The sequence below is a fragment of the Ulvibacterium marinum genome, assembly GCF_003626755.1.
GTDB lineage: Bacteria > Bacteroidota > Bacteroidia > Flavobacteriales > Flavobacteriaceae > Ulvibacterium > Ulvibacterium marinum.
Genome location: NZ_RBCJ01000002.1, coordinates 913,078 through 936,075, shown reverse-complemented (window position 1 = coordinate 936,075; position 22,998 = coordinate 913,078). Strand labels below are relative to the sequence as shown.

Here is a 22,998-nt window from a genome sequence, read left to right as displayed (position 1 = left end):
ATAGCTATGCTGTTTTTACTTTTTCAAGTTCCAGTTGCCCATTGTTCGATTCAGGGGTGGTAGGCTTTTTAATAGGAATCCTGAACAATACTGTGGTTCCTTTTCCCTGGGTACTTGTAACATCCCAGGATCCTCCCAATTTTGCCATACGCGATGCTATGTTACGCATTCCGATGCCTTTTTTACCTCTTTTGGTACTAAAACCTCTACCATCATCGGCAATGGTAATCAACAAGTCATTTTCTTCCTTTGCAAAATCCACGGATACATTTTTACATTGGGCATGCTTTACACTGTTTTGGAGTGTTTCCTGAATCATACGGTACAGATTTATCTTAATGTCTCCCGTTAGCCCGTCCCAATCAATTGTATCATCATAGCTAAAACTATGTGCTATGGTGGTGTTTTCCTGTAAAGATTTTAACAAATCTTCAATGGAATGTATAAAGTTATGGATTTTTTGATAAGCAGCGTGGCTTAATTCATGCGAAATTGATCGGACTTCCCCTTCTACTTCCTGTAAGGCCGAGATGGCCCTGGCCCTTTGGGCTATGGCTGCCTCATCTGCTTTTTTATTAAGACCGGTAAGCAACATGCGTGCACCGAGCATTTTACCGAGGACACCGTCATGCAATTCTTCTGAGATACGTTTTTGCTCTATTTTTTTGCCTTCCTCCACTTTCTGCTTTTGTGCAAGCATCAAATTGAATATCTCCTGGTTGCTGGCCTGCTGTTGCTGCTGAAACCGCAACTTTTGGTTCTTTGTGCGTTGGTCCACAATAATATAAATGGCCAATCCCAAAAGAAGAAGCCCAACAGCTATCCCTGCCCAGAGTTGTTTTTCACGGGTTAAAATTTCGTTTTCCGCGATAAACTCATCCGTTTCAAAACGGATACGGGCAAATTTATTACGGGCCTTACGTTCTTCTTGCATTAGGCTATCGTTCAGGACCATATAGCGCTGGGTATGTTCTAGGGCATTTTGCGGCTCCAAACGAGCCATAAGCTGTAGGGTCTGTAACAAGCGTTTGTTGTTACTGCCCTGCTCCGCGTAGGTTTTGGCTTTTTGGGCCTGACCCATGGCTTGGGCAGTATCACCTTGGGACAAATAATATTCGGCTAGACTGTAATAACTTCTTGAAATGCCAACGATATCTCGAATGCTGTCCTGTATCTCTATCGCCTCAATGAACAGTCCAGGTATATTTGTGTAATCTTCAGCTTTAAATTTGCTATAGGCCAGATTGTTAATGGCCTTTGCAAAAAGCTGGGAATCCTTTTCATGGAGGTTGTCAGCAGCCAAGACCTGCCGAAAATATGGGATGGCCTTTTTATGGAATCCTTGTTCTTGATATACCGTCCCAATATTGTTTAGTATTTCGTAATTCAATGTGTTTTCCTCATCGAGCTTTGAGAGGTAATCCAAAGCCATGTCAAAATAACTAATTGCCCTTTCATACTCTTGAAGTTCTTTTGTTATTACTCCTAAATTATTGTAACAGTTATAGAGCTGTTGATACTTATCCAAGGGTTTTAGCAGTTCTATGGCCCGTATCGTCGTAATTTCACTACCCGTATAGTCCTTTACATCGGCTTGTACCACGGCCATGTTGTACAACATTCGGGCGGTGTTAAAATCATTTTTAAGTGCACCATATAATTTAAGAGCCTCCCCATAATGGTAATAAGCACTGTCCGGAATGGCAATACTTCTGTAAAATATGGCCAAATCCCAGTTTGCCTCGGCCTGGACCACGGAATCCTGGGTTTCCCGAGCCAATAGCAATGTTTTTCTATTGGTTTTCCGAAACAACAGGGAATCTGGTAATTGTTGATAGGCCAAAGAAAGTTGTGAAAAGTATTTGGTCTTTAGGGAATCATTGGAATTGGCCTCAGCCGCGATAAGGGCTTTTCTAAGGAAGTCCACTCGTTTTTCTTGGGAATTCGTAGGGTTTCGTCCTCCCTGTATCCAGAAAAGGACGCTATCCTGTGTCGATGAACCTGCCGAATTTTTCTCAGGAGTAGTATCCCGTGGATTGGTAAAGGAAATAAAGAAAACCGAACCTAATATTAAAACATACTTATACATCATAATCTGGCGGCACTTTAACCTACTCTATACAAGGTAAAAAAAAAGCCCCAAATGTTTCCATTTGAGGCACGAATTCTTATAAATACAACAATTTAATTCCGTGGATCACTTTTTGTACTGTTTCCATCCGTTGCATCTTCTTCCAAAGTCTCGTATAATGCCTGTGTCTCTTCCATCGCATTATCATTTTCACAGGAAACCATTCCCATTCCCATTAGCACAATCGCTAAAATACTTGCTGCCTTTTTCATCTTCTTAGTTTTAAATGGTTATAAATAATTATTATGTTGCTAAACTAATAAAGTGAGTAGGCAAGAAGCTGATGAAACGTTAAATGATAGTGAACAGCAGGGTTTTGAAAGTATTTGACCGAAATCTGCGAGGATTTTTTTAATTCAGGGCAGAAATGGTGTTTTTTGAAAGCAGCTTTTTTAAGCCGTCTATGTTCTGTTTGTAAGACTTGGAAAAAGGGAGTTGTTGTTGCCCGGATCGAAGCGCACAAATGGACTTGCCATAATTGATACGCGAGATGTAATTGGTGTTTACAATATAGCTTTGGTGAATACGAACAAAATTCCTTGGCAACTGGTTTTCAAAGGTTTTAAGGGTCTTAAATGCACTGGTGACCGAACCATCCTTCATAATGAACTCGGTGGCGTTGTTGTCGGCCTGTAGGTATAGGATATCATCCGTATTTAGGTATTGGAAATCGGAATAGGATTTTAGGCAAATGGTCTGGGGCTCGGCCTCTTTCGGCATCCGTTTTTTAAGCCGGAGCAGCGATTTACGGATGTCAAACTCGTTATAAGGCAGAAGCCAGTAATCAAAAAAACTGTTCTTAATGGCCTCGTAGGCGTAATCCGTAGTCTTGGATATCCCGATAAGCAAAGGAATCTGCTCTACATATTGATGCAACTCCATAATCATTCTAAAGAAAGAACGCGCCTTCTCATTGAGATTGATGAAAACGACATCCGGAGAGAATTTTAAGATGGCATTTAACCCTTCATCGTCATTTCTGGCCATAGCGGTGCAGCTAAAATCACCGTACTCGTCCAAATAATGCTGTAGCTGCAAATTGGAAGTAGCATCAGAATCGATTATGGCATAGGTATACTCCACGGGCCAAGATAATTTAATGCAAATTAGTGATAGTTGTTCATAATCGACCGTAGAAAAACCTTATAAAAAATGAGGTTTTTGTGTATAATTCGCTGAAAATGAGTTTTTTGAAAGAAAAGACCTTCATTTGACGGAGAGCCCCTACAAATTATTCAGGAGTAATGTTTTCATAGGCACCGATATCCGGGGCAGTGGCGCGATTAATGCCCTTTATATCAAATGGAACGGCTTGGGCGGCCTCAAAATTTGCATTATCTATAGCGGCGGATGATTGTCCGATATTGAAATTATTGTCACTGGTATTTATAAAATCAACTTCCTGATTTAGGAGTATTTGGTCATAAATATCCGTATTCCCAAAATCGTATAATGGGTTTTGGGAAAAGTCTTCGTTATTGTCCCTGAACTTTAATAGGCAATTGATAAAGGAATAATTGAATTCGTTAGAACCATTGCTGTTCAGTGAGAGCTCCAAAGCCATATTGCCATCGATAATACAGTTTACAAAAGATGCATTGATGAGGTCTTCCGATGTTGATTGTGAAAAATTGTCGATCTGTAGGGCGGTCCCTTGCCTAAACCCCTGGGTCCAGTAATTGGCAATGGTGGCATGGGTAAAAGTATAGTCACCTCCAACATTGCAATAGAGGGATGTATTACCCGCAGTACCCAACACTGAGTTTTCGGATACTATAGATGCATGCCTTGCCCAAAGATTAACACTAGAGCTATTATGTATCTGCGAGTTGTTCAAGGTAAGGGTAGGGGACTGTAATTCTCTATTGCCTTCTACCAACAACCCTACGGTGGCATTTTTGATGGTTAAATACTCAATAGTATTGTTGGCGCTTCCGGGACTTATCCAAATAGTGCCCCATTGCCCCGGGATATCTGAAAATTCAGGCTCCAAACGGTCCCCTTCAAAAACAACTTCGTTTTCCAGCAACAGGGGGTCCGTACTTAGTGCGCCGTTGATTTGAATGGAAGCGCCCTCGGTTACAAAAATTCCCGAATCCTTATGAAAATGGGCACGGGTACCCGGGTCCATGCTTAGCTGTTTGTCCGGAGGAACAGCGGCATACCCATAAACGACGTAAGGCTTCTCATTGGTAAAGTTGAGCTGACTATCCGAAAGATAAAAACCTTCGACCCTTATCTCCCTTCCGTCACCATCAAGCCCTACTGTTATGGTTTCCGTGGTACCATCCGTTAGGGTATTAGGATACAAAAAAACGGCATCCTTCACTAAAGTGACCAATTGTACCTCCTGTAAAAAGCTTCCCGAATCAAATAAAATGGCGTCCGTATATAGAAAGGCGGTTTCATTGGTATTGGCAATATCCAATGTGGTTTCGATAAAGATGAAGAGACTATCCTGAGCAAGTAGGGAAACATCCCTAAATTCTTTACCGGCCATACCGTCCACGTTTAAACGGTACCCGCTTTCCTGCCCTTGATCTAATCGGATCGAGGGAATCAAAACATCATCCCTTGTGGGGTTATATACCTTTAAGGAATAGGTGCTGCTACCGATATTTGAAAAAATGGTATCCAAATAAACAGTATCCCTTGAAAATTCCAGGTTTCCTGCACTTGGGGCATATTCAAAATCCTTTCTACAGGAAGTCCAGAGAACAACAGCACAGAGTAGCGATATAACGTATAAGTATGGACGCATCCTTTGGTTTGTTTCCAATTTCTGTGTTTTCCATCCAATTGTGGAAAAGACAGATAAAAAGAATATTCCTTTATTCAGAAAATAGTTGAATGATGTCTTGGGATATTCGCATGGGTCTAAGCGTAATGCCATTCAATAAACACCACTCGGTAATTGAACGGAGCAAAAGCTGATTTGTTTTATCATTATACATTTCAACCGCTCGGACCGAAGTGGCGCCCCTGCTTTGGGCAATATGGGTCCGTATTCTAACAACATCGTCCAATTTGGCCGCATTCTTGTAGGTAATATTATGATTCATAACCACCCAAACCACGTCTTTTTGCATTACCGGAGTCGCTACCTTTTGCCAATGTTCCTTTGAAACATCCTGTATCCATTGGACAAAGCGTACATTGTTTACATGGTTCAGGTCGTCCAAATCTTCTGGAACCACGGTAATGGTTTTCTCAAAAGCCCTCATTGTTTTTTTACAATTTGGACTTCAAAAAGTTTATCCCAATTTTTCCCGGTCACAAAGAAAGTTTTTCTTTTTGGATGATAGGCAACCCCATTGAGCACATTTAACTTCTCATGCTGGGTAACCTTTTTCTTTAATCCACCAAAATTGACCACGCCTTCAATGGCACCGCTGCTGGCATCGATGATCATCATGCTCTCCTTTTGATATACGTTGGCGTAAATCTTGCCATCAACATATTCCAGTTCGTTGGCCATGTTAAAGATTGATTTATCGGTTACCGTTTCTATGTTACCGATTTCGGTAAGGGTTTCTGGATCTAGAAACCAGATTTTTTCCGTTCCATCGCTCTTGAATATTTTTTCACCGTCATTTGTTAGCCCCCAGCCTTCCTTACTTTTGCCGTATTGAAAATTATCCAACTTTTTTAGGCTCTTTAGGTCATAGACAAAGCCTATTCTACCCCGCCAGGTAAGTTGATAGATCTTACCGTTTAAAATGGTGATACCTTCTCCAAAATAGGTGTCATCCAAATCTATTTGATGTAGGATTTCCCCCGTTTCAAAATCCAGCTTTCGTAGCCAGGATGTTCCCGGTTGGCCGGTACTCTCATAGAGTGTATCGTTATGGAATTCCAAACCTTGCGTATAGGCATTGATATCATGGGGATATTCGTTTATAATGTCATAGGTGTAAATTTCAGGAGCCTTGGAAGCCAGCACTTTTATCTTTTTGGTAATTTCTACGGAACTTTCGTCATAGTCTACAGTTGCCTTTAGCAACTTATTGCCCAGAGTGGGAATATCCAAGGTGATGGCATTGTCCGATATCGGCATTTCCTTCCCATCTACGGAGTAGGTGACTTTATGGATTGTTTTTTCCTTTTTGTTCTTTAGGCCTACCGTTATCGTTTCATTTTTTTTGAACTTGTTTTTGTTTCCCTCCAATTCAATGGCGAATAATGATGAAGGCTTGGTGTTGCCACTTCCACAGGCAAGGAAAAGCAGCCAAAAACTATTAATTGTTATAAACTTGAGAATATTCATTCTGTTATGTTTCTTGTATTTCAGTTTGGGGAACAGTAATCACATTAAAGCGATGTATTGTTTCATGTCCGTTACCCCATTGTTTATATTCGATTTATTTAGACAAAAATAATAGCAAACCTAGAATTCCGGTCAATTTAGGCCAATAATTTAAGAGCATAAAACAATTGGCAAAGGTTTAAAAGGTTGTATATTTGCAGCTAGGCAAGTCCTACACGACCAGCTCCTGTAGAATCCCCCAGGGTGGGAACGCAGCAAGGGTATACGGTCGTAGCGGTGCGATGTAGGTAGCTTGCCTTTTTTTATGCGCTGAATTTAGGTCGCTAGCTTCCCATTTGATTTTTCGAGCATGATACTCATTTTAGGATTGGCTTCAATAACCGAACCTGAGTTCCTTGCATGGTCCCTATATTTATTTGTTAATTTGCAACTATTATGGAGCAAAAAATTGTCCTTATAACAGGGGGCTCATCTGGTATCGGAAAATCAATAGGGTCGTACTTGGTATCAAAGGGATTAAAGGTATATGGTACTACAAGAAATTTGGAAAAGTATCCGGATTTTAAGGCTTTTAATTTACTGGAGTTGGATGTCCGTGATCCAAAAAGCATTGAAGTTGCCCTCAAAGCACTTATTGAAAAGGAAGGACGTTTGGATATTTTGGTGAATAATGCCGGGATAGGCATTACCGGATCAGTTGAGGAGACACCGCATGAAGAGATTCTAAAGGCATTTGACACCAATTTTAACGGTCCTTTACATATGGCCAAGGCGGTATTGCCCCAAATGCGGAGACAGAAATCGGGACTAATCCTAAATATTACTTCTATAGCTGGTTACATGGGACTTCCTTATAGAGGAGTCTATTCAGCCACAAAAGGAGCCCTGGAACTTGTAATGGAGGCGATGCGTATGGAAACGAGGGGTTTTGGCGTGAAAATCACCAGTTTGGCCCCTGGGGACTATGCCACGAACATTGCTTCGGGCCGTTATCATGCACCTGTATTGGAGAATTCACCTTACGAGGAGGCCTATAGTCGTACCCTTACGTTGATGAACGAAGGAGTGGAGCAGGGAGGCAACCCGATGGAAGTTGCACAAAAAGTGTGGGAAATTATTAAAAAAGAGAAGCCAAAAGTGCATTATAAGGTGGGTTCTTTTATGCAAAAATTTTCCCTGATACTGAAGAAATTATTACCGGATAAAGTATACGAGAAGTTGCTACTTAACCATTATAAGTTGTAATTTTAACCTCTGATAATTTTAATATTTCAAAAGGTATTTTTATAACCCTAAAACGAGGACGCAAATGAAATTTTTTATAGACACGGCCAACTTGGACCAAATACGGGAAGCCCAGGAATTAGGGGTTTTGGATGGTGTAACCACAAATCCGTCCCTGATGGCAAAGGAGGGCATAACCGGACGCAACAATATCTTGAAGCACTATGTGGACATTTGTACCATAGTAGATGGCGATGTTTCCGCTGAAGTTATTTCTACGGATTTTGACAGTATTATAAAGGAAGGCGAGGAGCTTGCCGAACTACATGAGCAGATTGTTGTAAAAGTCCCGATGATACGAGATGGCGTAAAGGCATTGAAATATTTTTCGGATAAGGGCATACGTACCAATTGTACTTTGGTTTTCTCCCCGGGGCAAGCTCTCTTGGCCGCAAAGGCCGGAGCCACCTATGTTTCCCCTTTTATAGGTAGATTGGATGATATTTCTACGGATGGGCTCAACTTGATTGCTGAAATCCGTCACATCTATGACAATTATGGCTTTGAGACACAAATCTTAGCGGCCTCCGTACGGCATACGATGCATGTTATAGATTGTGCCAAACTTGGGGCGGATGTTATGACCGGACCTTTATCCTCCATAGAAGGGCTTTTAAAGCATCCGTTAACCGATAGTGGTCTGGAAAAATTTCTAGCTGATTACAAAAAAGGAAATTGAGATAGGTCAAAAAGGAAATCTGATAAAACCTTTGGGAATTTTGGTTTCCAAAGGTTTTTTATTTTTAGAAGGAGGAGGCATACATGTTGGAAAAGGCGTCTACAATTTTGGCATCTTCCGTTATAATACACTTGTTCATTGGATAGATGACCAGGGCTTTTGTGGCTTCCTCAAAATTCTCGGCCCTATATTGGTTCTCCTTATCCAAATCTTTGGTTTCTATCATGATCTTCCACTTGAGATCATCTGTTTTTAGATTTATACCTACAAACCTATACTCGGGCATTTTTGAGGACAAGTAGTCCGCCCTGCGCGTAATATTGTCGAAATGTCTTTTATCGGTTCCGGACCAAAAATAGAAGACGGTCTTGGTATCTTTGGCAATTTCCTTCAGGGAAATCCTTTCTCCCTCACCATTTAAAACATTAATATTAGGAATCTCCTTATCCGGCTGTATGTTGAGTATGCCTTTATACAGTTCGTCGATTTCCGAAATATGTTTGTTATTCCCAGAAAGTTTATGAAATTCCTTGATGAAAATTTCATTATTTTCTTCAGTATCATGTATTTGTAAAAGGTAGTCAAAAGCCACGTTTCGAAATAAATTATCCTTTAGATCTTTCTCCTTTACCAGGCTATCAATGAGGTTAAGTTTGTGCATATTAAAATGCAAATGATTTTTGACCACATCGTTTTTTATGCCACATTTTTTGGAGCAGCTCATATAGGAGCGATTCCCAAAATGGTTGATCATAAAGTTGTAGTAAGGCCTTAAATATGTAAAATCCTTGTTTTGATAAGTGACAGTTTTCCTATAATCATAGAAATTGGAAGGAAGTTCGTCAACAACTTTGTTGCCTGTATATGATTTATGCTTAAAAGGATACTTCTCCTTGTAGGTATAATAGTTATAAACAATGCTGGCCTCTGCAATCTCTCTTTCCTTTTTGGATAATTCCGATTCCTCTACCAAAATTTCCAATTCGTCCAGTTTTGACTGTTTTAAGGAGTCGATTCTTTTATTGAAATCCTTGGGGGCCAATCTATACATTGCATAAATCATGGACTCCTCGGCCTCACGGGCTAAAAAAAGCTCCAGAAGGAAGTTGTTGATTTCGCTACCGGAACCTGAAAATACTAAGGACTCATCAAAATCCATGGTGTTGAGTCGTATCAATAGACTATCTCCCCTCTCCAAATAAACATATTGAAATTCAGGACTATGTTTAAAATGATATAGACCGTTCTCAGGGGAGTCCAGTTGAAGGGAAAATCTATTATTTGCATCCAATTGAGCTGAATCGATAAGATTTTCGCCCTTGTAGAGAATAATGTATTTGCTTGTAGGGTTTACAACTTCTCCGGCAAAAAAGACGTTGTCCGATTTTTTTTCGGTCACACTGCAACCCACCAATAAGAAAAGAAATAGATAAAGTAAATGTTTATGCATATAAAAGTATCTATTGTGCAACGAACAAAATTAATAAACCGGTATGCGCAAGGCTGTTAATAGCGAGTTAAAAATTAGACAGTTGCGTTAAGGTCATCAATAAACGACAGGTTTAAAAAGATGATTGGCCCCAGACCCATTAATTTCTTTATTTTTGCACAAAATTTTTTAAAAGCAACTTATGTTATCCGTATCAAATTTATCGGTGCAGTTTGGAAAAAGAGTATTGTTCGATGAGGTGAATGTGGCCTTTACACAGGGAAACTGTTATGGGATCATTGGGGCCAATGGGGCAGGGAAATCCACATTTCTTAGAATACTCTCAAATCAAAGCGAGCCCACATCCGGACATGTACAATTGGAACCTGGCAAGCGTATGTCCATTTTGGAGCAGGACCATAACGCCTATGATGAGTTTACCGTTTTGGAAGCTGTAGTTATGGGCAATAAGCCCCTTTTTGCCATAAAACAGGAAATAGATGCCCTATACGCCAACTATACGGATGAAAATGCGGATAAAATAGGGGAACTACAGGTTCAATTTGAAGAAATGAACGGATGGAACGCCGATAGCGATGCGGCCGCCTTGTTGTCCAATCTGGGAATCTCCGAAGAATTGCATTACACCACAATGGCCGAAATGGATTCTAAATTAAAGGTGCGCGTCCTTTTGGCGCAGGCCCTCTTTGGTAGTCCCGATGTATTGATTATGGACGAACCTACCAATGATTTGGACTACGATACCATACAATGGCTGGAAAACTTTTTGGCGGATTACGAAAATACGGTCATCGTGGTATCCCATGACCGTCATTTTTTGGATGCGGTTTGTACCCATATTGCAGATATAGATTTTGGCAAAATAAACTTGTATTCCGGGAATTACACCTTTTGGTATGAAAGTAGTCAATTGGCCGCTCGCCAACGAGCGCAACAAAATAAAAAAGCGGAGGAAAAGGCCAAGGAGCTACAGGAGTTCATTGCGCGGTTTAGTGCCAATGTAGCCAAGAGCAAGCAGGCTACTTCCCGAAAAAAAATGCTTTCAAAGCTTAAGGTAGAAGATATAAAACCCTCTAGTAGAAGGTACCCCGCCATTATTTTTGAAAGGGAACGTGAGGCGGGTGACCAGATAGTGAATATTAACGATTTGGAGGCCTCTTCGGAGGATGGCGAAATACTTTTTGAGAAAGTTAATATCAACTTGGACAAACAAGATAAAGTGGCACTGATTTCAAAGGACTCCAGGGCTACCACTGCGTTTTACGAAATCCTGAACGGGAAGAGAAAGGCCCAAAATGGCACATATCAATGGGGTATTACTACTACACAATCCTATCTGCCGGCGGATAATTCGGAATACTTCCAAGAAGACATCAATTTAGTAGATTGGTTACGGCAATGGGCCAAGACCGAAGAGGAGCGGGAAGAAGTGTATATCCGCGGATTTTTAGGAAAAATGTTATTCGGTGGGGAAGAGGCCCTAAAGAAATGCACGGTGCTGTCCGGAGGCGAAAAAGTAAGGTGTATGCTCAGTAGGATGATGATGCTCCGGGCCAACGTTCTACTTTTGGACGAACCCACCAATCATTTGGACTTGGAAAGTATTACCACGTTCAATAATTCTCTCAAAAATTTTAAGGGAACGGTAATTTTTACTACCCATGACCATGAATTTGCCCAAACAGTGGCCAATAGGGTTATAGAATTGACCCCTAAAGGCAACATTGACAGATATTTGACGTTTGATGAATATATGTCGGACAAGACCATACGGGAGCAGCGAGAAAAGATGTACGCGGTTCCGGTCTAGTTTTGTACATCCCAAATTCCTACATCATGAAGACCTACAAGATTTTTTACGTGCTATTGGCATGCTGGGTCGTTTTTGGCTGCAGCAAATCAGAAGACGGAGGAGCTTTGGATGGGGACAACTCTCCCAATCCTCCAGAGACAAAAGCAGACTACACCCTACTTCTTCAAAAAGAAGAAATGCTTACAAGTTCTTTATTGAATGCGGGGGCAGAGGTGATAACATTAAACCCTTCGGAAAGCCCTTTCCCAGATATTACATTTCCACAGCTAACCTATACGGATGGAGTTTTAATGGCCCTATATCAGAAAAAAACTCCTTGTAGTGGTAGAATTATGGCCTATGATTTCAAAGAAGACCTATCACAGGAAATGGAGGTATTCTCGGACTTGGGGGATTGCAACCTTACGGCCAATGCCATTGCTCGTTCGGAAGACACTTTTTTTGTGGCCTACCAATTAGAGGTCACTTCCAAAGCGACGACTTATTTTGTTCGGTTCTGGGATTTGAATTCGGAGGAATCCGAATTTATGGATGTTGAGCTAGACAAAAAACCGGTACAAATGGTTATTGCGAACAATCGGTTGTTTATACTTACCCTAGATGAGGAGATAACCGATGAATATAGCCTATCCGTCATGGATACAAGTACCAATTTGTTAATATATGAAATGGACTTGGGCTTTGATGTTCGCCGTATTTTCAAAACCCCGGAAAAGGATATTATTATAAGTTATGACGAATTGCATACTACATTGGATAGTGCAACCATGTCATTTGAGTATACCCAATATGGGGAGGATACAGAACCCAATTTCACGGAATCCGATTTTGATTATTTTGATAACACTGGAAAAATGTACTACCAAATGCTATCAGAATCTAATAGTATTTACCCTTTAATTCCGGCAGTTTACGATTTTAATGAAAATCTGGCGGTACTTTACGCCTTTGAAAATTTCTTGACGGAAGCACAGCGCAATGTAGAATTTGAAATAGAAAGTACCTCCATGGTAAGTTACGATGAGGAGAATGAGTTAATTTTGATTGGGTATAAGAAATCCTCGGGTGACAGTAAAGGCGGCCTTCTAAGGATTAAACCTTTACCCAATCCGGAATTTATTGATAATTTAGACCTGGACGGAATACCCATCCAAATATTCGTAGAATAGAGTCTTAAGATATAAAAGAAAATGCCCCTAAATAGGGGCATTTTTAGTACTTCTTTCAACAAAAACTAGGCATTAAAATACTTACTGTTCCATATCGCCGGATTGAAGTTCTTCCCTAAGGCGAACCCGTAAAAAATTACAACGGCTGCAATGGATTTGAACATAAAAAAGTAGATAATCCAAAATTCGGCGCTGGAACTAGACTTTGAAAACAATCCATTGGGAACCAAGAAGGTTACCAAATAACTGGCAACCAAAATAAGGGCGGTAAGATTTAAAATACTTTTAAATGGCCACATAAGTGACTTCCTAAAGGGGTGTAGATCGTTTCCCCATTTATGGATCAAGTAAAAGTAGTTGTTTCCTATGGGCACCAAAAGCAGGGGGTCGTCCTTGTCCGCCAATTTAAAAAGCTTCGAAGGGGCAATGATTTTGTACCCTTTAATTTCAATTCCGTGCTCCTTTTCCAATTTTTTGATCTTGGCAACCACTTCATTGGGGATTTCGCCCTTGAAATACTTTGAGTCCAGAAAACGCAAGCGGTAGTCGATACAAATTTGCTTGATTTGCGCTAGGTGGTAAATTTTATGGGTATCCAGCAAATCGAAATCGAAATGATTTATAATATTGGATTTACCACCGGATAAGCTTAGCTGTATCCGCTCCGTACTTTGTTGGTCCTTCTCGAGTATCCGAAAGACCTCGTCTAAGATTTTTTGGGAATCCGTGGCATTTTTTAGGGTTTTGCCAAGCCGTTCCTCGATGTTGGTTCTTTTCAATAACATTCTTTTTCTTTTAGCAATTGTCTCAAATTTAAACATTTCCTATTTGAAAAATTTTGCATGAGAAAATCGATTTGTTAAAATTATGTTAATTTATAGAAGATGAGGTTTTCATGAACGGAAAAACCTTGTGATTTTGATATATTGTAGAGGAAACGTTGTGGTTTCTCAATACATGACATTATAGCCCCAAAATACCTTGACCTATGAAATATTTGGTTCCCTCTATATTACTCTTTTTCTTGCTCTTTCCCATAATTTCTTTGGCACAAGGAAATATTACTTCTACGAATTCTGCGGCACTGCTTTCCAAAATGGACCCCGAAAAGTCCATAATCAGTAATACCGAAAACTCTAAAAACCATAGGACACTTTCAGCTGTGATCAAAGCGGCTGATTTGGAGGAAACCTTGGGTTACGATGGTCCTTTTACGGTATTCGCACCCTCCGATAAAGCTTTTGAGGAGTTTTCATTAAGAAAAGCCCTCCATCTTTTGGATTCTGAGAACAAGGAAGATTTGAAGGCCTTGCTTACGTATCATATCATTGCCGGAAAATTTACAACTTCCCAAATTCTTAGGGCAATGTGCAGGGGCAATGGGCGCGCTACGTTTACCACGGTTCAGGGTAAGGAGGTAGTGGTAACGATGGAAGGAATTGATATTGTGCTAACGGACGACTTCGGCAATTCTGCAAAGATTACAACCGCGGATGCCAACCAATGCAATGGTGTTATTCATGAAATAGACAGTGTTATCGTACCGCACCAAATGTGATGGTCAACGGAGCTCGGCACCGAGCTCGGTCTCATAGGTACGCTGTAACTTGGCCATAATTTTATCTATTTGCTTATCCGTTAACGTGCCTTTTTCATCTTGTAACATAAAACTGACCGCATACGATTTTTTACCATCAGCTAGTTTTTTACCGGTATAAACATCAAAGAGCGTTATATTTTTAATTAACCTTTTTTCCGTTTTTAGCCCTAGCTGATAAATTTGGTCAAAAGTTACTTTCTTATCCAATAACAAGGCGAAATCGCGCTTTACCTCAGGATATTTGGGAACTTCCTGATGACTTATCCTCCCTTTTTTCACAAATGATAGGACGTTGTCCCAATTGAAATCCGCATAAAGAACTTCCTGTTTTATATCAAATGGTTTTAGAATGGATGTCTTAAGAATTCCTAAAACCGCAACTTCCTTTTCCTGCTTTTTTAGTGAGACGCCTTCCGAAATGAAATCATTTTCCGACGGGGTAGAAATCAGCCCCTGGATTTTAAGCCGTGTCAAAACATTTTCCACGATAGACTTTAGATAAAAGAAATCTGTTTTTTTGGCGGATGTAATCCAGTTATCTTGATTCCTATTTCCTGTTATGAACAGAGACAAATGTTTAGGTTCGTTATATAAAGCTCCCGTTTTATAATACGTTTTCCCGAATTCATATAGTTTCAGGTCTTGTCTTTTTCTGTTCAGATTGTGGGATATCACCTCCAATCCGTTGTAGACCATATTTTTCCGTAGAACGGATAGATCGGAACTCAATGGGTTCAAGAGGGCCACTGTCTCCTTGGTCGTTTCATATTCCGGTGAGCTAAGGCTATTGGTAAGGATCTCAAAAAAACCTTGAGAGGCCAATAAGTCCCCAATAGTATTCTGAATTTTATAATCTTCAAATTTTGAGGTGGGGGCGATGGATGCATTCAACTTTTTTCCAAAGGTTATATTGTTGTAGCCATATATCCTCAAGATTTCCTCAATAACATCAACTTCACGCTGTACGTCTACGCGGTACGAAGGTATCACTACACCTAAACCTGTTTCGGTCACATTCATGACCTTTATTTCCAGAGAAGCAAGAATGGATTTTATGGAGTCCTTCGGGATTTCCTGCCCAATAAGACCATTGATTTTGTCAAAAGCTAAGAAAACCTGATAATCTTCTTTTTTCTTCGGGTAAAGATCTGTGACATCGGATGTAATATCACCTCCAGCTAATTCTTTAATCAGGATAGCGGCACGCCTTAAGGCGTATTCCACATTTTCTATATCAATTCCACGTTCAAAACGAAAGGAAGCATCCGTATTTAAACCATGCCTTTTTGCCGATTTTCTGATAGAGACCGGATTAAAATAAGCACTTTCCAAAAAGATCGATGTGGTGTCCTCTGTGACACCTGAATAAATTCCTCCAAAAACCCCAGCGATGCACATGGGTTTTTCCATATCGCATATCATCAGATCCTCTTCATGCAATTCCCTTTCCTCTCCATCCAAGGTTGTAAACTTTGTACCCTTAGGTAAAGTCTTAACAATAACCTTTTTACCATGGATGCGATTGGCATCAAATGCGTGTAGGGGCTGTCCCAACTCGTGTAGTACGTAGTTGGTGGCATCCACTATGTTATTTATAGGCTTGAGGCCTATAGCCCTCAATCTGTTTTTCAACCATGTTGGGGAGGACTGTACGATGAGATTACTTAGCGTAATGCCACAATAACGTGGCGCCAGCTCCGGATTTTCTACAACTATGTCTATTTTAAGCGATCGGTTGTCCACATTAAAGTGGCTTACCGGGGGTGTAATCAACTCCAATTGTACCTCCCTTTCCGTAAGACCAGCCTTTAAATCCCTTGCCACTCCATAATGGCTCATAGCATCCGCACGGTTCGGGGTCAACCCTATTTCAAAGACTTCATCATTTTCTATCTCAAAAACTTCGGAACAAGGGGTTCCGGGTTTTAAACTACTACTAAGTACCAAAATACCATCATGATTGTCGCCAAGTCCCAACTCGTCTTCCGCACATATCATACCCTGACTTTCCTCTCCCCGTATTTTACCTTTTTTTATAGTCCAGGAATCACCATCTTCCGCATAAAGTGTAGTACCTATGGTAGCCACCGGAACATTTTGACCTTTTGCCACATTTTGCGCTCCACAGACTATTTGTAGAGGCTGGTCGAGCCCAATATCCACTGTTGTCAATTTGAGTCTGTCCGCATTGGGATGTTTTTCACAGCTAAGTACATGGCCAACAACAAAGCCTTTTAAGCTACCTTTTACAGACTCAAAAGAAGCAATGCCTTCCACTTCGAGACCTAGGTCGGTTAAAAGTTCAGCGGTCTGTTTTGGTGTCCAATCTAATTTGAGGAATTGTTTCAACCAGTTGTAAGAGATATTCATCAGTTGGCGTTAGAGCGAGTAAAGATAAAACAATGCACCAAGACATTCAATATAGATTCCAGTGAATTGTTCTATTCGGTGTAGGAAGGACAGCAACGCAATACGCGTTTCATCAATTTTATGTTCCGGAAAAACCAAGGGGATTGATAAGAAATTAAAACTTAGAATGCGAATTAGATAATGGTGGATTTACCTAAACCTATGTTTTCATCATTCATATTGAAATCTTGATCTTGATCAACTATGTTTTCCGCAATAAAATCGCCAACATAGTCGGTACCGTATTTACTACTTCCCATGATATCAGGGGTAACAATATTCTTTTGGAAAGATTTAAGCACTGCCGCTACTACTGCATTGGATTCTTCGAACAAACCAAAGTGCTGCAAAAGCATTGCCGTGCTCAGGATTGATGCAACAGGGTTTGCAATATTTTTGCCCTTTGCCTGGGGATAAGAACCGTGTATGGGTTCGAACATAGCATTATTGTCACCAATTGATGCCGATGGTAGCAACCCAACAGAACCAATAATTACACTCCCTAGGTCGGAAAGCATATCTCCGAACATATTATCTGTTAAGATTACATCGAACAATTTGGGATTTAGCATAATCTGTACCGCCGCGTTGTCCACATACATACAATCCATTTCTATTTCCGGATAACTTTCCGAAATCTCGGTTACTACCCTTCTCCATAAACGTGATGTTTCCAGAACATTGGCTTTATCCACCAAGGTTAATTTTCCCTTACGTTTTTTTGCTGCTTTGAATGCCATATGAGCGATACGACTTATTTCCGACTCGGAATATTCACAAATATCCGAAGCAAAAGTGCCATTTTGGCTTAGCTGTTTTTTTCCAAAATAAATTCCCCCGGTAAGCTCGCGGTAAATGACCAGATCAGCGCCCTTGACAATTTCCTTTTTTAATGGTGATTGTTTCAGCATTGCGGGGAAAGCTTTTACAGGCCTTATATTGGCAAAAAGTCCCAAAGTTTTTCTAAGATTTAAAAGGCCTTGTTCGGGACGGACCTTGGCTTTAGGATCATTATCAAAATGAGGTGTCCCAATAGCACCGAACAGGACAGCATCCGATTTGGTACAGAGTTCCAAAGTGTTTTCTGGAAGAGGTTTTCCGGTCTTCTCAATAGCTACAGCCCCCATCAAAGCACTTGTAAAAAGGAAATCATGACCAAAAGTTTCATGGACGGCGCTAAGGCATTTCACGGCTTGGGCCAATACTTCGGGGCCTATTCCGTCTCCTCCCAAAAGGGCGATTTTTAATCGCATTTTATGTAAGACTTTCGGTGTTTAGATTGCTGGCTTCAATAATTTCATGAATATCTTCATCAAGAACCTCTTTTTTCCGGTCTGCGAATTTTAGAAATTCCTCGTATACACCATCCAGTTGGGTCTTGGTAAGTTCGTAACCCACTTTTTTTGCGCGATACGCCAAAGCTGCCCTTCCACTTCTTGCCGTAAGGACTATAGAAGATTCCGTAACCCCTACATCTTCAGGATCTATTATCTCATAGGTCTCGCGGTTTTTGATAACCCCATCTTGGTGTATTCCAGAGCTATGTGCAAAGGCGTTGGCACCAACAATGGCCTTGTTGGGCTGTACCATCATTCCCATCTTTTGGGAAACCATTTGACTGGTATCGTAAAGTAGTCGGCTATTGATATTGGTATCCAGACCAAGGTAGGGATGTTGTCTAAGAATCATCACTACTTCTTCCAAGGAAGTATTACCGGCACGTTCTCCGATGCCGTTTATCGTACATTCTATCTGACGTGCACCGTTAATTACCCCGGATATGGAATTGGCCGTAGCCAACCCTAGATCATTATGGCAGTGGCAAGAGAGCGTCGCTTTATGAATGCCTTTCACATTTTCTTTTAGATATTTCATTTTTGCACCGTACTCTTCGGGCAAACAATAGCCCGTGGTGTCAGGGATATTCAAAACAGTGGCACCGGCCTTGACAACGGCTTCACAGACCCTTGCCAAAAACTCGTTCTCCGTTCTCCCTGCATCCTCGGCATAAAATTCCACATCCTCAACAAAGGTCTTGGCATAACTGACTGCTTGGACCGCCCTTTCAATTATGGCATCCCTATTGGAATTGAATTTATGTTTTATATGGGAGTCGGAAGTGCCTATTCCTGTATGTATTCTTGGTGTCTTTGCCGGTTTTAAAGCCTCTGCAGCAACTTCTATATCCTTTTTCACTGCTCTGGTAAGTCCGCACACGGTGGCATTTTTCACTACTTGGGCAATTTGAGTAACAGAGCTAAAGTCGCCCGGGCTTGATATAGGAAAGCCCGCTTCGATGATATCCACACCAAGTTGATCTAACCGTTCCGCTATAACGAGTTTCTGTTCCGTATCCAATTTACAACCGGGTACCTGTTCGCCATCTCGAAGTGTGGTATCAAAAATTTGTACTTTATCTTTACTCATTATCTTTACTTAGTTTTGACTAGCCTATACGAATATATGACCAATAGGACAAACGACCTAAAATTTAGAATAACATTTACAACGTTTATCCACTTTTTCGGTTTTTTAAAAATCTGATTAACAATTATTTAAATACATTTTTTTACGATGACAAGTGAGCATAAAGATGCGTTGTTCGTACTGGTAAAATCGCTTTCAAAATCCGAGAAAAGGCAATTCAAGCTATATGTAGGCCGGCTGGGAGTGAATACGGACGCCAAGTTTTTGGCACTTTTTAATCTTTTGGATAAAATCAGGGCCTATGATGAAAGAACCATTTTGTCCAGTGGTATTGTAAAAAAGGCGCAGTTGTCCAATTTAAAAGCACACTTGTATCGACAAATTTTAGTGAGTTTACGATTAAACCCGGTTAACCAAAATGTTCGGGTCCAAATTCGGGAACAGTTGGATTTTGCCACCATACTTTATCAAAAAGGACTTTATAAACAAAGCCTTAAAATTTTGGACAAGGCCAAGGCCACAGCAATCGAAAATGAGGAAAAGAATATTGCTTACGAGATCGTTGAGTTGGAAAAAATCATCGAGACCCAGTATATCACTAGAAGTATTCCGGATAGGGCAGATGAATTGGCGGTGCAGGCCAAAGAACTCTCTGCACAAAATGTAATGACCAGCAAGCTGAGTAATCTATCCTTACAACTTTATGGATTGATGTTGAAGTTAGGCTATGTGCGCAGCGACGAAGACTATACCAGGGTTAAGCGATATTTTGAGCGGCAATTGCCCAAATACAACTTGGAGGATTTGGGGTTTCGGGAAAAGTTATGGTTGTACAAGGCGCACTTGTGGTACAGTTTTTTGGTTCAGGATTTCTTGTCCTCCTATAAATATGCCAGCAAATGGGTAGACCTTTTCTATGAACGGCCGGACATGATCAACCTGAATCCCGTGTTTTTTTTGAAAGGAAATCATTATTTGTTAGAATCTTTGTTTTATGTTAAATACAGTTCTCAATTTAAACAAACACTTGAAAAGCTGGAGCAAATAGTAAAAACCAATGATTTTCCAAAAAATGATAATATTTCGTCTTTAGCTTTTCTTTACCTCAATGCCAATAAACTGAATCTACATTTTTTAGAGGGGACTTTTGAAAAAGGATTGTATCTGGTAAAGATAATCGAATACGGTATCAACAAACACAAACAACGTATAGATGCCCACCATATCATGATTTTATATTATAAGATTGCCTCCCTTTATTTCGGTGTTGGCGACAATAAAATGTGCATCCAATATTTGAAGAAGATTATTAACAACAAGAGTTTAAAAATGAGGGAGGATTTAATGTGTTTTGCTCGGGTATTGAGTTTGGTAGCGCATTACGAGGCTGGAATGGATTACCATTTGGAGGTGCAGTTAAAAAGCACCTATAAGTTTTTGTTGAAGATGAACGATCTGCACGCCGTACAAAAGGAAATGATTAAATTTTTGAGGAACTTAGGAAATATCTATCCCCATGAACTTCGAGGCGAATTTCAAAAGTTACATACCCAATTGAAAAAATATGAGGATCATCCCTACGAAAAAAGAGCATTTTTGTATTTGGACATTATTTCTTGGCTAGAAAGCCATTTGCAGAACAAGCCTGTAGCGGAAATTATCCGTGAAAAAGCTATGAAACTTACACGTTAGCATTTGGATACAAAAACTACTATTAGTACCCGTAATTTTATTGAGATAAATATATCGATGTTATTATTGGGAACTTCCGGTCCGTTTGGGAAGTTTATAGACCTACCTGTTCCCTTAACCATTGGATTACGGGCCGCTTTAGCCTTTCTCCTATTGTTTATCTATTGTAAATGGCGCGGTATATCATTTCAATTGCGGCGACGGGATGTTTTCCCTATACTTTTAAGTGGGTTTTTGATGTGTATCCACTGGCTCTCTTATTTTAAGGCATTACAACTTTCCAACGTGGCCATTGGTATGTTGTCCCTATTTACCTATCCAGTAATTACCGCTTTTTTGGAACCCTTTTTTCTAAAGACCAAATTTCAGGCCGTACATCTATTATTGGCTGTTTTGGTACTTTTTGGGATTTATTTTTTGGCACCCAATTTCAGTTTCGATAATGGCCATACCATTGCCATTGGTTTTGGGGTGTTTTCGGCATTCTGCTATGCCGTTCGCAACCTAATTTTAAAGGCCAAAGTAGATAGATATAATGGATCTGTTTTAATGACCTATCAATTGGTCATCATCACCGTTTTGTTATTTCCGGTATATTTTATGTATGACCTTGTAGAGGTAAAGTACCAATGGCAGGGACTGGTTGGCTTAATCGTTATTACCACCGCTTTAGGGCATACAATGTTTATCAATACGTTCAAACATTTTTCAATTACTACCGTAAGTATACTAAGTTGTATTCAACCGGTTTATGGAATTATTATTGGGGCCTTGTTCCTTTCCGAGATTCCTACTTGGACTACAGTATTGGGTGGGACAATGATTTTAATTTCGGTAATTATAGAAAGTATACGTTCATATCGGTAAGGTCAGTTAATTAGCCCTGTGGCCATGGTTTTTGAATTCATCCTTACATACAGGGAAATATCAACAGACATTCCAAATGGAATCTGAAGGTGGGGGCGCAAGGAACTCTACTATTTCCTTACTTACAGGATGGATAAAAGAAAGTTGTCTGGCATGGAGATGTATGCTGCCATTGGTATTGCTGCGATTAAAACCATATTTTAAATCTCCTTTTATGGGACTTTCAATAGCTGCCAGTTGCGCCCGAATTTGATGATGTCGGCCCGTTTTCAAATCGATTTCCAAGAGATGGTAATTATTTAGTTCTTTGATGGTTTTGTACTCCAAGATTGCCTTTTTACTATCCTTAATTTCGTGTTCATAGGCGTATGATTTGTTCTGTTTCGGGTTACGTTTTAGCCAATGGGTTAAAATAGCCTCTTTCTTTTTTGGTTGGTTCTTAACGATGGCCCAATAGGTCTTTTTTGCTTCTTTTTCAGCAAAGATTTTGTTCAGTCTGGATAAAGCTTTTGAGGTTCTTGCAAAGACCACGATACCTGACGTGGGCCTATCCAACCTATGGGCTACTCCAAGATAGACATTGCCGGGCTTGTCATATTTTTTTTTGATATAAAGTTTTACGATTTCACTTAGCGGCACATCCCCTGTTTTATCGCCCTGAACAATATCCCCTGGTCTTTTATTGATTACAATGATATGATTGTCCTCATAGAGTACTTGAAGGTTTTGGGGGGTGGATTTTTGATGGTTTTGATTTTTTGACAATTGGAATATTGGATTTTTGATTGTTTTATTTGGAAAGGGTAACCTTGAATTTAGAAGTCATTTTCACTATGGATTCAAGTTTCCCTAAAAATATGTCCAATTCCTTTTGATGTATAAAGCCCAAATCGGATGCTATAAGTAATTGGGTTTCTATTTCATACATTGAACCAACTGCTATTTCCAAGAATCGGTTGAAATCCTTGTTCGATTTTCTAGATGAACCCTCGGCAATATTTGAGGCAATGGAGACGGAAGCCCTTCGAAGTTGATTGGTCAACCCAAATTTCTCTGAATCTGGGAAAGTGCTCGTCAACTCATATATGCTTGAGCAGAATAGTCTACTAAGCTTCCATATTTCGAGATTTTTAAATCTATGTGCCATAATGAAAAGTCTAATATTCAATGACTAAAACTGCTTCTTCCTATAATTCCATTTATCCAACCT

Annotated in this window: 20 protein-coding genes and 1 other RNA gene; 8 read left to right on the top strand and 13 right to left on the bottom strand. The window is 40.1% G+C overall.

The genetic code is table 11. The features are described 5' to 3' along the window. Nucleotides 1-4: 4 nt before the first annotated feature. The 6 genes from D7Z94_RS11240 to D7Z94_RS11220 form a co-directional block, all read right to left on the bottom strand. Nucleotides 5-2,092, bottom strand: a complete 2,088-nt coding sequence (locus tag D7Z94_RS11240) for a tetratricopeptide repeat-containing sensor histidine kinase (RefSeq protein ID WP_120711640.1) — start codon at nt 2,090-2,092, stop codon at nt 5-7. A 92-nt stretch (nt 2,093-2,184) separates the two neighbouring features. Next, nucleotides 2,185-2,343 carry a hypothetical protein gene (locus D7Z94_RS25645; protein WP_158594624.1) on the bottom strand — a complete coding sequence of 53 codons (159 nt, stop codon included), beginning with the start codon at nt 2,341-2,343 and terminating at the stop codon, nt 2,185-2,187. A 139-nt stretch (nt 2,344-2,482) separates the two neighbouring features. After that, on the bottom strand, nt 2,483-3,214 hold the full coding sequence (locus tag D7Z94_RS11235; protein WP_120711639.1) for a LytR/AlgR family response regulator transcription factor: 732 nt from the start codon (nt 3,212-3,214) through the stop codon (nt 2,483-2,485). 148 nt (nt 3,215-3,362) lie between these two features. Beyond that, on the bottom strand, nt 3,363-4,892 hold the full coding sequence (locus D7Z94_RS26260) for a choice-of-anchor Q domain-containing protein (RefSeq protein ID WP_245967182.1): 1,530 nt from the start codon (nt 4,890-4,892) through the stop codon (nt 3,363-3,365). 70 nt (nt 4,893-4,962) lie between these two features. Beyond that, nucleotides 4,963-5,355 (bottom strand): acyl-CoA thioesterase, encoded by a 393-nt coding sequence (locus D7Z94_RS11225; RefSeq protein ID WP_120711638.1) that lies wholly within the window; start codon nt 5,353-5,355, stop codon nt 4,963-4,965. Next, nucleotides 5,352-6,398, bottom strand: a complete 1,047-nt coding sequence (locus D7Z94_RS11220) for a glutaminyl-peptide cyclotransferase (RefSeq protein WP_120711637.1) — start codon at nt 6,396-6,398, stop codon at nt 5,352-5,354. Before D7Z94_RS11220 ends, D7Z94_RS11225 begins: the two co-directional genes overlap by 4 nt. A gap of 202 nt (nt 6,399-6,600) precedes the next feature. Here D7Z94_RS11220 and ffs point away from each other — a divergent pair. From ffs to fsa, 3 genes are all read left to right on the top strand, one after another. Beyond that, nucleotides 6,601-6,699, top strand: an RNA gene (gene ffs / locus D7Z94_RS11215) — signal recognition particle sRNA small type. Nucleotides 6,700-6,833: 134 nt separating this feature from the next. After that, complete coding sequence (locus D7Z94_RS11210) at nt 6,834-7,643, top strand: SDR family oxidoreductase (RefSeq protein ID WP_120711636.1); 810 nt, start codon at nt 6,834-6,836, stop codon at nt 7,641-7,643. Nucleotides 7,644-7,707: 64 nt separating this feature from the next. Beyond that, nucleotides 7,708-8,361, top strand: coding sequence for a fructose-6-phosphate aldolase (gene fsa, locus D7Z94_RS11205; protein ID WP_120711635.1), 654 nt, complete (start codon nt 7,708-7,710; stop codon nt 8,359-8,361). Nucleotides 8,362-8,425: 64 nt separating this feature from the next. Here the strand turns inward: fsa and D7Z94_RS11200 are convergent, their stop codons facing one another. Beyond that, entirely contained in the window at nt 8,426-9,811 is a 1,386-nt protein-coding gene (locus D7Z94_RS11200; protein ID WP_120711634.1) for a transaldolase, read from the bottom strand. 181 nt (nt 9,812-9,992) lie between these two features. Here D7Z94_RS11200 and D7Z94_RS11195 point away from each other — a divergent pair, with 181 nt between their 5' ends. Both D7Z94_RS11195 and D7Z94_RS11190 read left to right on the top strand, forming a co-directional pair. Continuing rightward, a complete protein-coding gene (locus D7Z94_RS11195) occupies nt 9,993-11,621 on the top strand; it encodes an ABC-F family ATP-binding cassette domain-containing protein (protein ID WP_120711633.1) in 1,629 nt (542 codons plus the stop codon). 26 nt (nt 11,622-11,647) lie between these two features. Next, the gene (locus D7Z94_RS11190; protein ID WP_120711632.1) at nt 11,648-12,793 is read left to right on the top strand and encodes a hypothetical protein; all 1,146 of its coding nucleotides are present in this window, start codon (nt 11,648-11,650) and stop codon (nt 12,791-12,793) included. Nucleotides 12,794-12,858: 65 nt separating this feature from the next. Here the strand turns inward: D7Z94_RS11190 and D7Z94_RS11185 are convergent, their stop codons facing one another. After that, entirely contained in the window at nt 12,859-13,578 is a 720-nt protein-coding gene (locus D7Z94_RS11185; RefSeq protein WP_120712031.1) for a hypothetical protein, read from the bottom strand. Between the two features lie 203 nt (nt 13,579-13,781). Here D7Z94_RS11185 and D7Z94_RS11180 point away from each other — a divergent pair, with 203 nt between their 5' ends. Beyond that, nucleotides 13,782-14,351 carry a fasciclin domain-containing protein gene (locus D7Z94_RS11180; RefSeq protein ID WP_120711631.1) on the top strand — a complete coding sequence of 190 codons (570 nt, stop codon included), beginning with the start codon at nt 13,782-13,784 and terminating at the stop codon, nt 14,349-14,351. Nucleotides 14,352-14,354: 3 nt separating this feature from the next. Here D7Z94_RS11180 and pheT read toward each other — a convergent pair whose 3' ends face one another. The 3 genes from pheT to D7Z94_RS11165 all read right to left on the bottom strand — a co-directional run bounded on the left by pheT (nt 14,355) and on the right by D7Z94_RS11165 (nt 19,229). Continuing rightward, complete coding sequence (gene pheT / locus D7Z94_RS11175; RefSeq protein WP_120711630.1) at nt 14,355-16,763, bottom strand: phenylalanine--tRNA ligase subunit beta; 2,409 nt, start codon at nt 16,761-16,763, stop codon at nt 14,355-14,357. 173 nt (nt 16,764-16,936) lie between these two features. Then, nucleotides 16,937-18,055, bottom strand: a complete 1,119-nt coding sequence (leuB, locus tag D7Z94_RS11170; protein ID WP_120711629.1) for a 3-isopropylmalate dehydrogenase — start codon at nt 18,053-18,055, stop codon at nt 16,937-16,939. Nucleotide 18,056: 1 nt separating this feature from the next. Then, nucleotides 18,057-19,229: a 2-isopropylmalate synthase gene (locus D7Z94_RS11165; protein WP_120711628.1), complete on the bottom strand. Its 1,173-nt coding sequence runs from the start codon at nt 19,227-19,229 to the stop codon at nt 18,057-18,059. 147 nt (nt 19,230-19,376) lie between these two features. Here D7Z94_RS11165 and D7Z94_RS11160 point away from each other — a divergent pair, with 147 nt between their 5' ends. Beyond that, a complete protein-coding gene (locus D7Z94_RS11160) occupies nt 19,377-20,921 on the top strand; it encodes a hypothetical protein (RefSeq protein ID WP_120711627.1) in 1,545 nt (514 codons plus the stop codon). A gap of 57 nt (nt 20,922-20,978) precedes the next feature. After that, nucleotides 20,979-21,788: a DMT family transporter gene (locus D7Z94_RS11155; protein WP_120711626.1), complete on the top strand. Its 810-nt coding sequence runs from the start codon at nt 20,979-20,981 to the stop codon at nt 21,786-21,788. Between the two features lie 60 nt (nt 21,789-21,848). Here D7Z94_RS11155 and D7Z94_RS11150 read toward each other — a convergent pair whose 3' ends face one another. Both D7Z94_RS11150 and D7Z94_RS11145 read right to left on the bottom strand, forming a co-directional pair. Continuing rightward, nucleotides 21,849-22,553 (bottom strand): RluA family pseudouridine synthase, encoded by a 705-nt coding sequence (locus tag D7Z94_RS11150; protein WP_120711625.1) that lies wholly within the window; start codon nt 22,551-22,553, stop codon nt 21,849-21,851. Nucleotides 22,554-22,578: 25 nt separating this feature from the next. Continuing rightward, a complete protein-coding gene (locus D7Z94_RS11145) occupies nt 22,579-22,935 on the bottom strand; it encodes a four helix bundle protein (RefSeq protein WP_120711624.1) in 357 nt (118 codons plus the stop codon). Between the last annotated feature and the right edge of the window lie 63 nt (nt 22,936-22,998).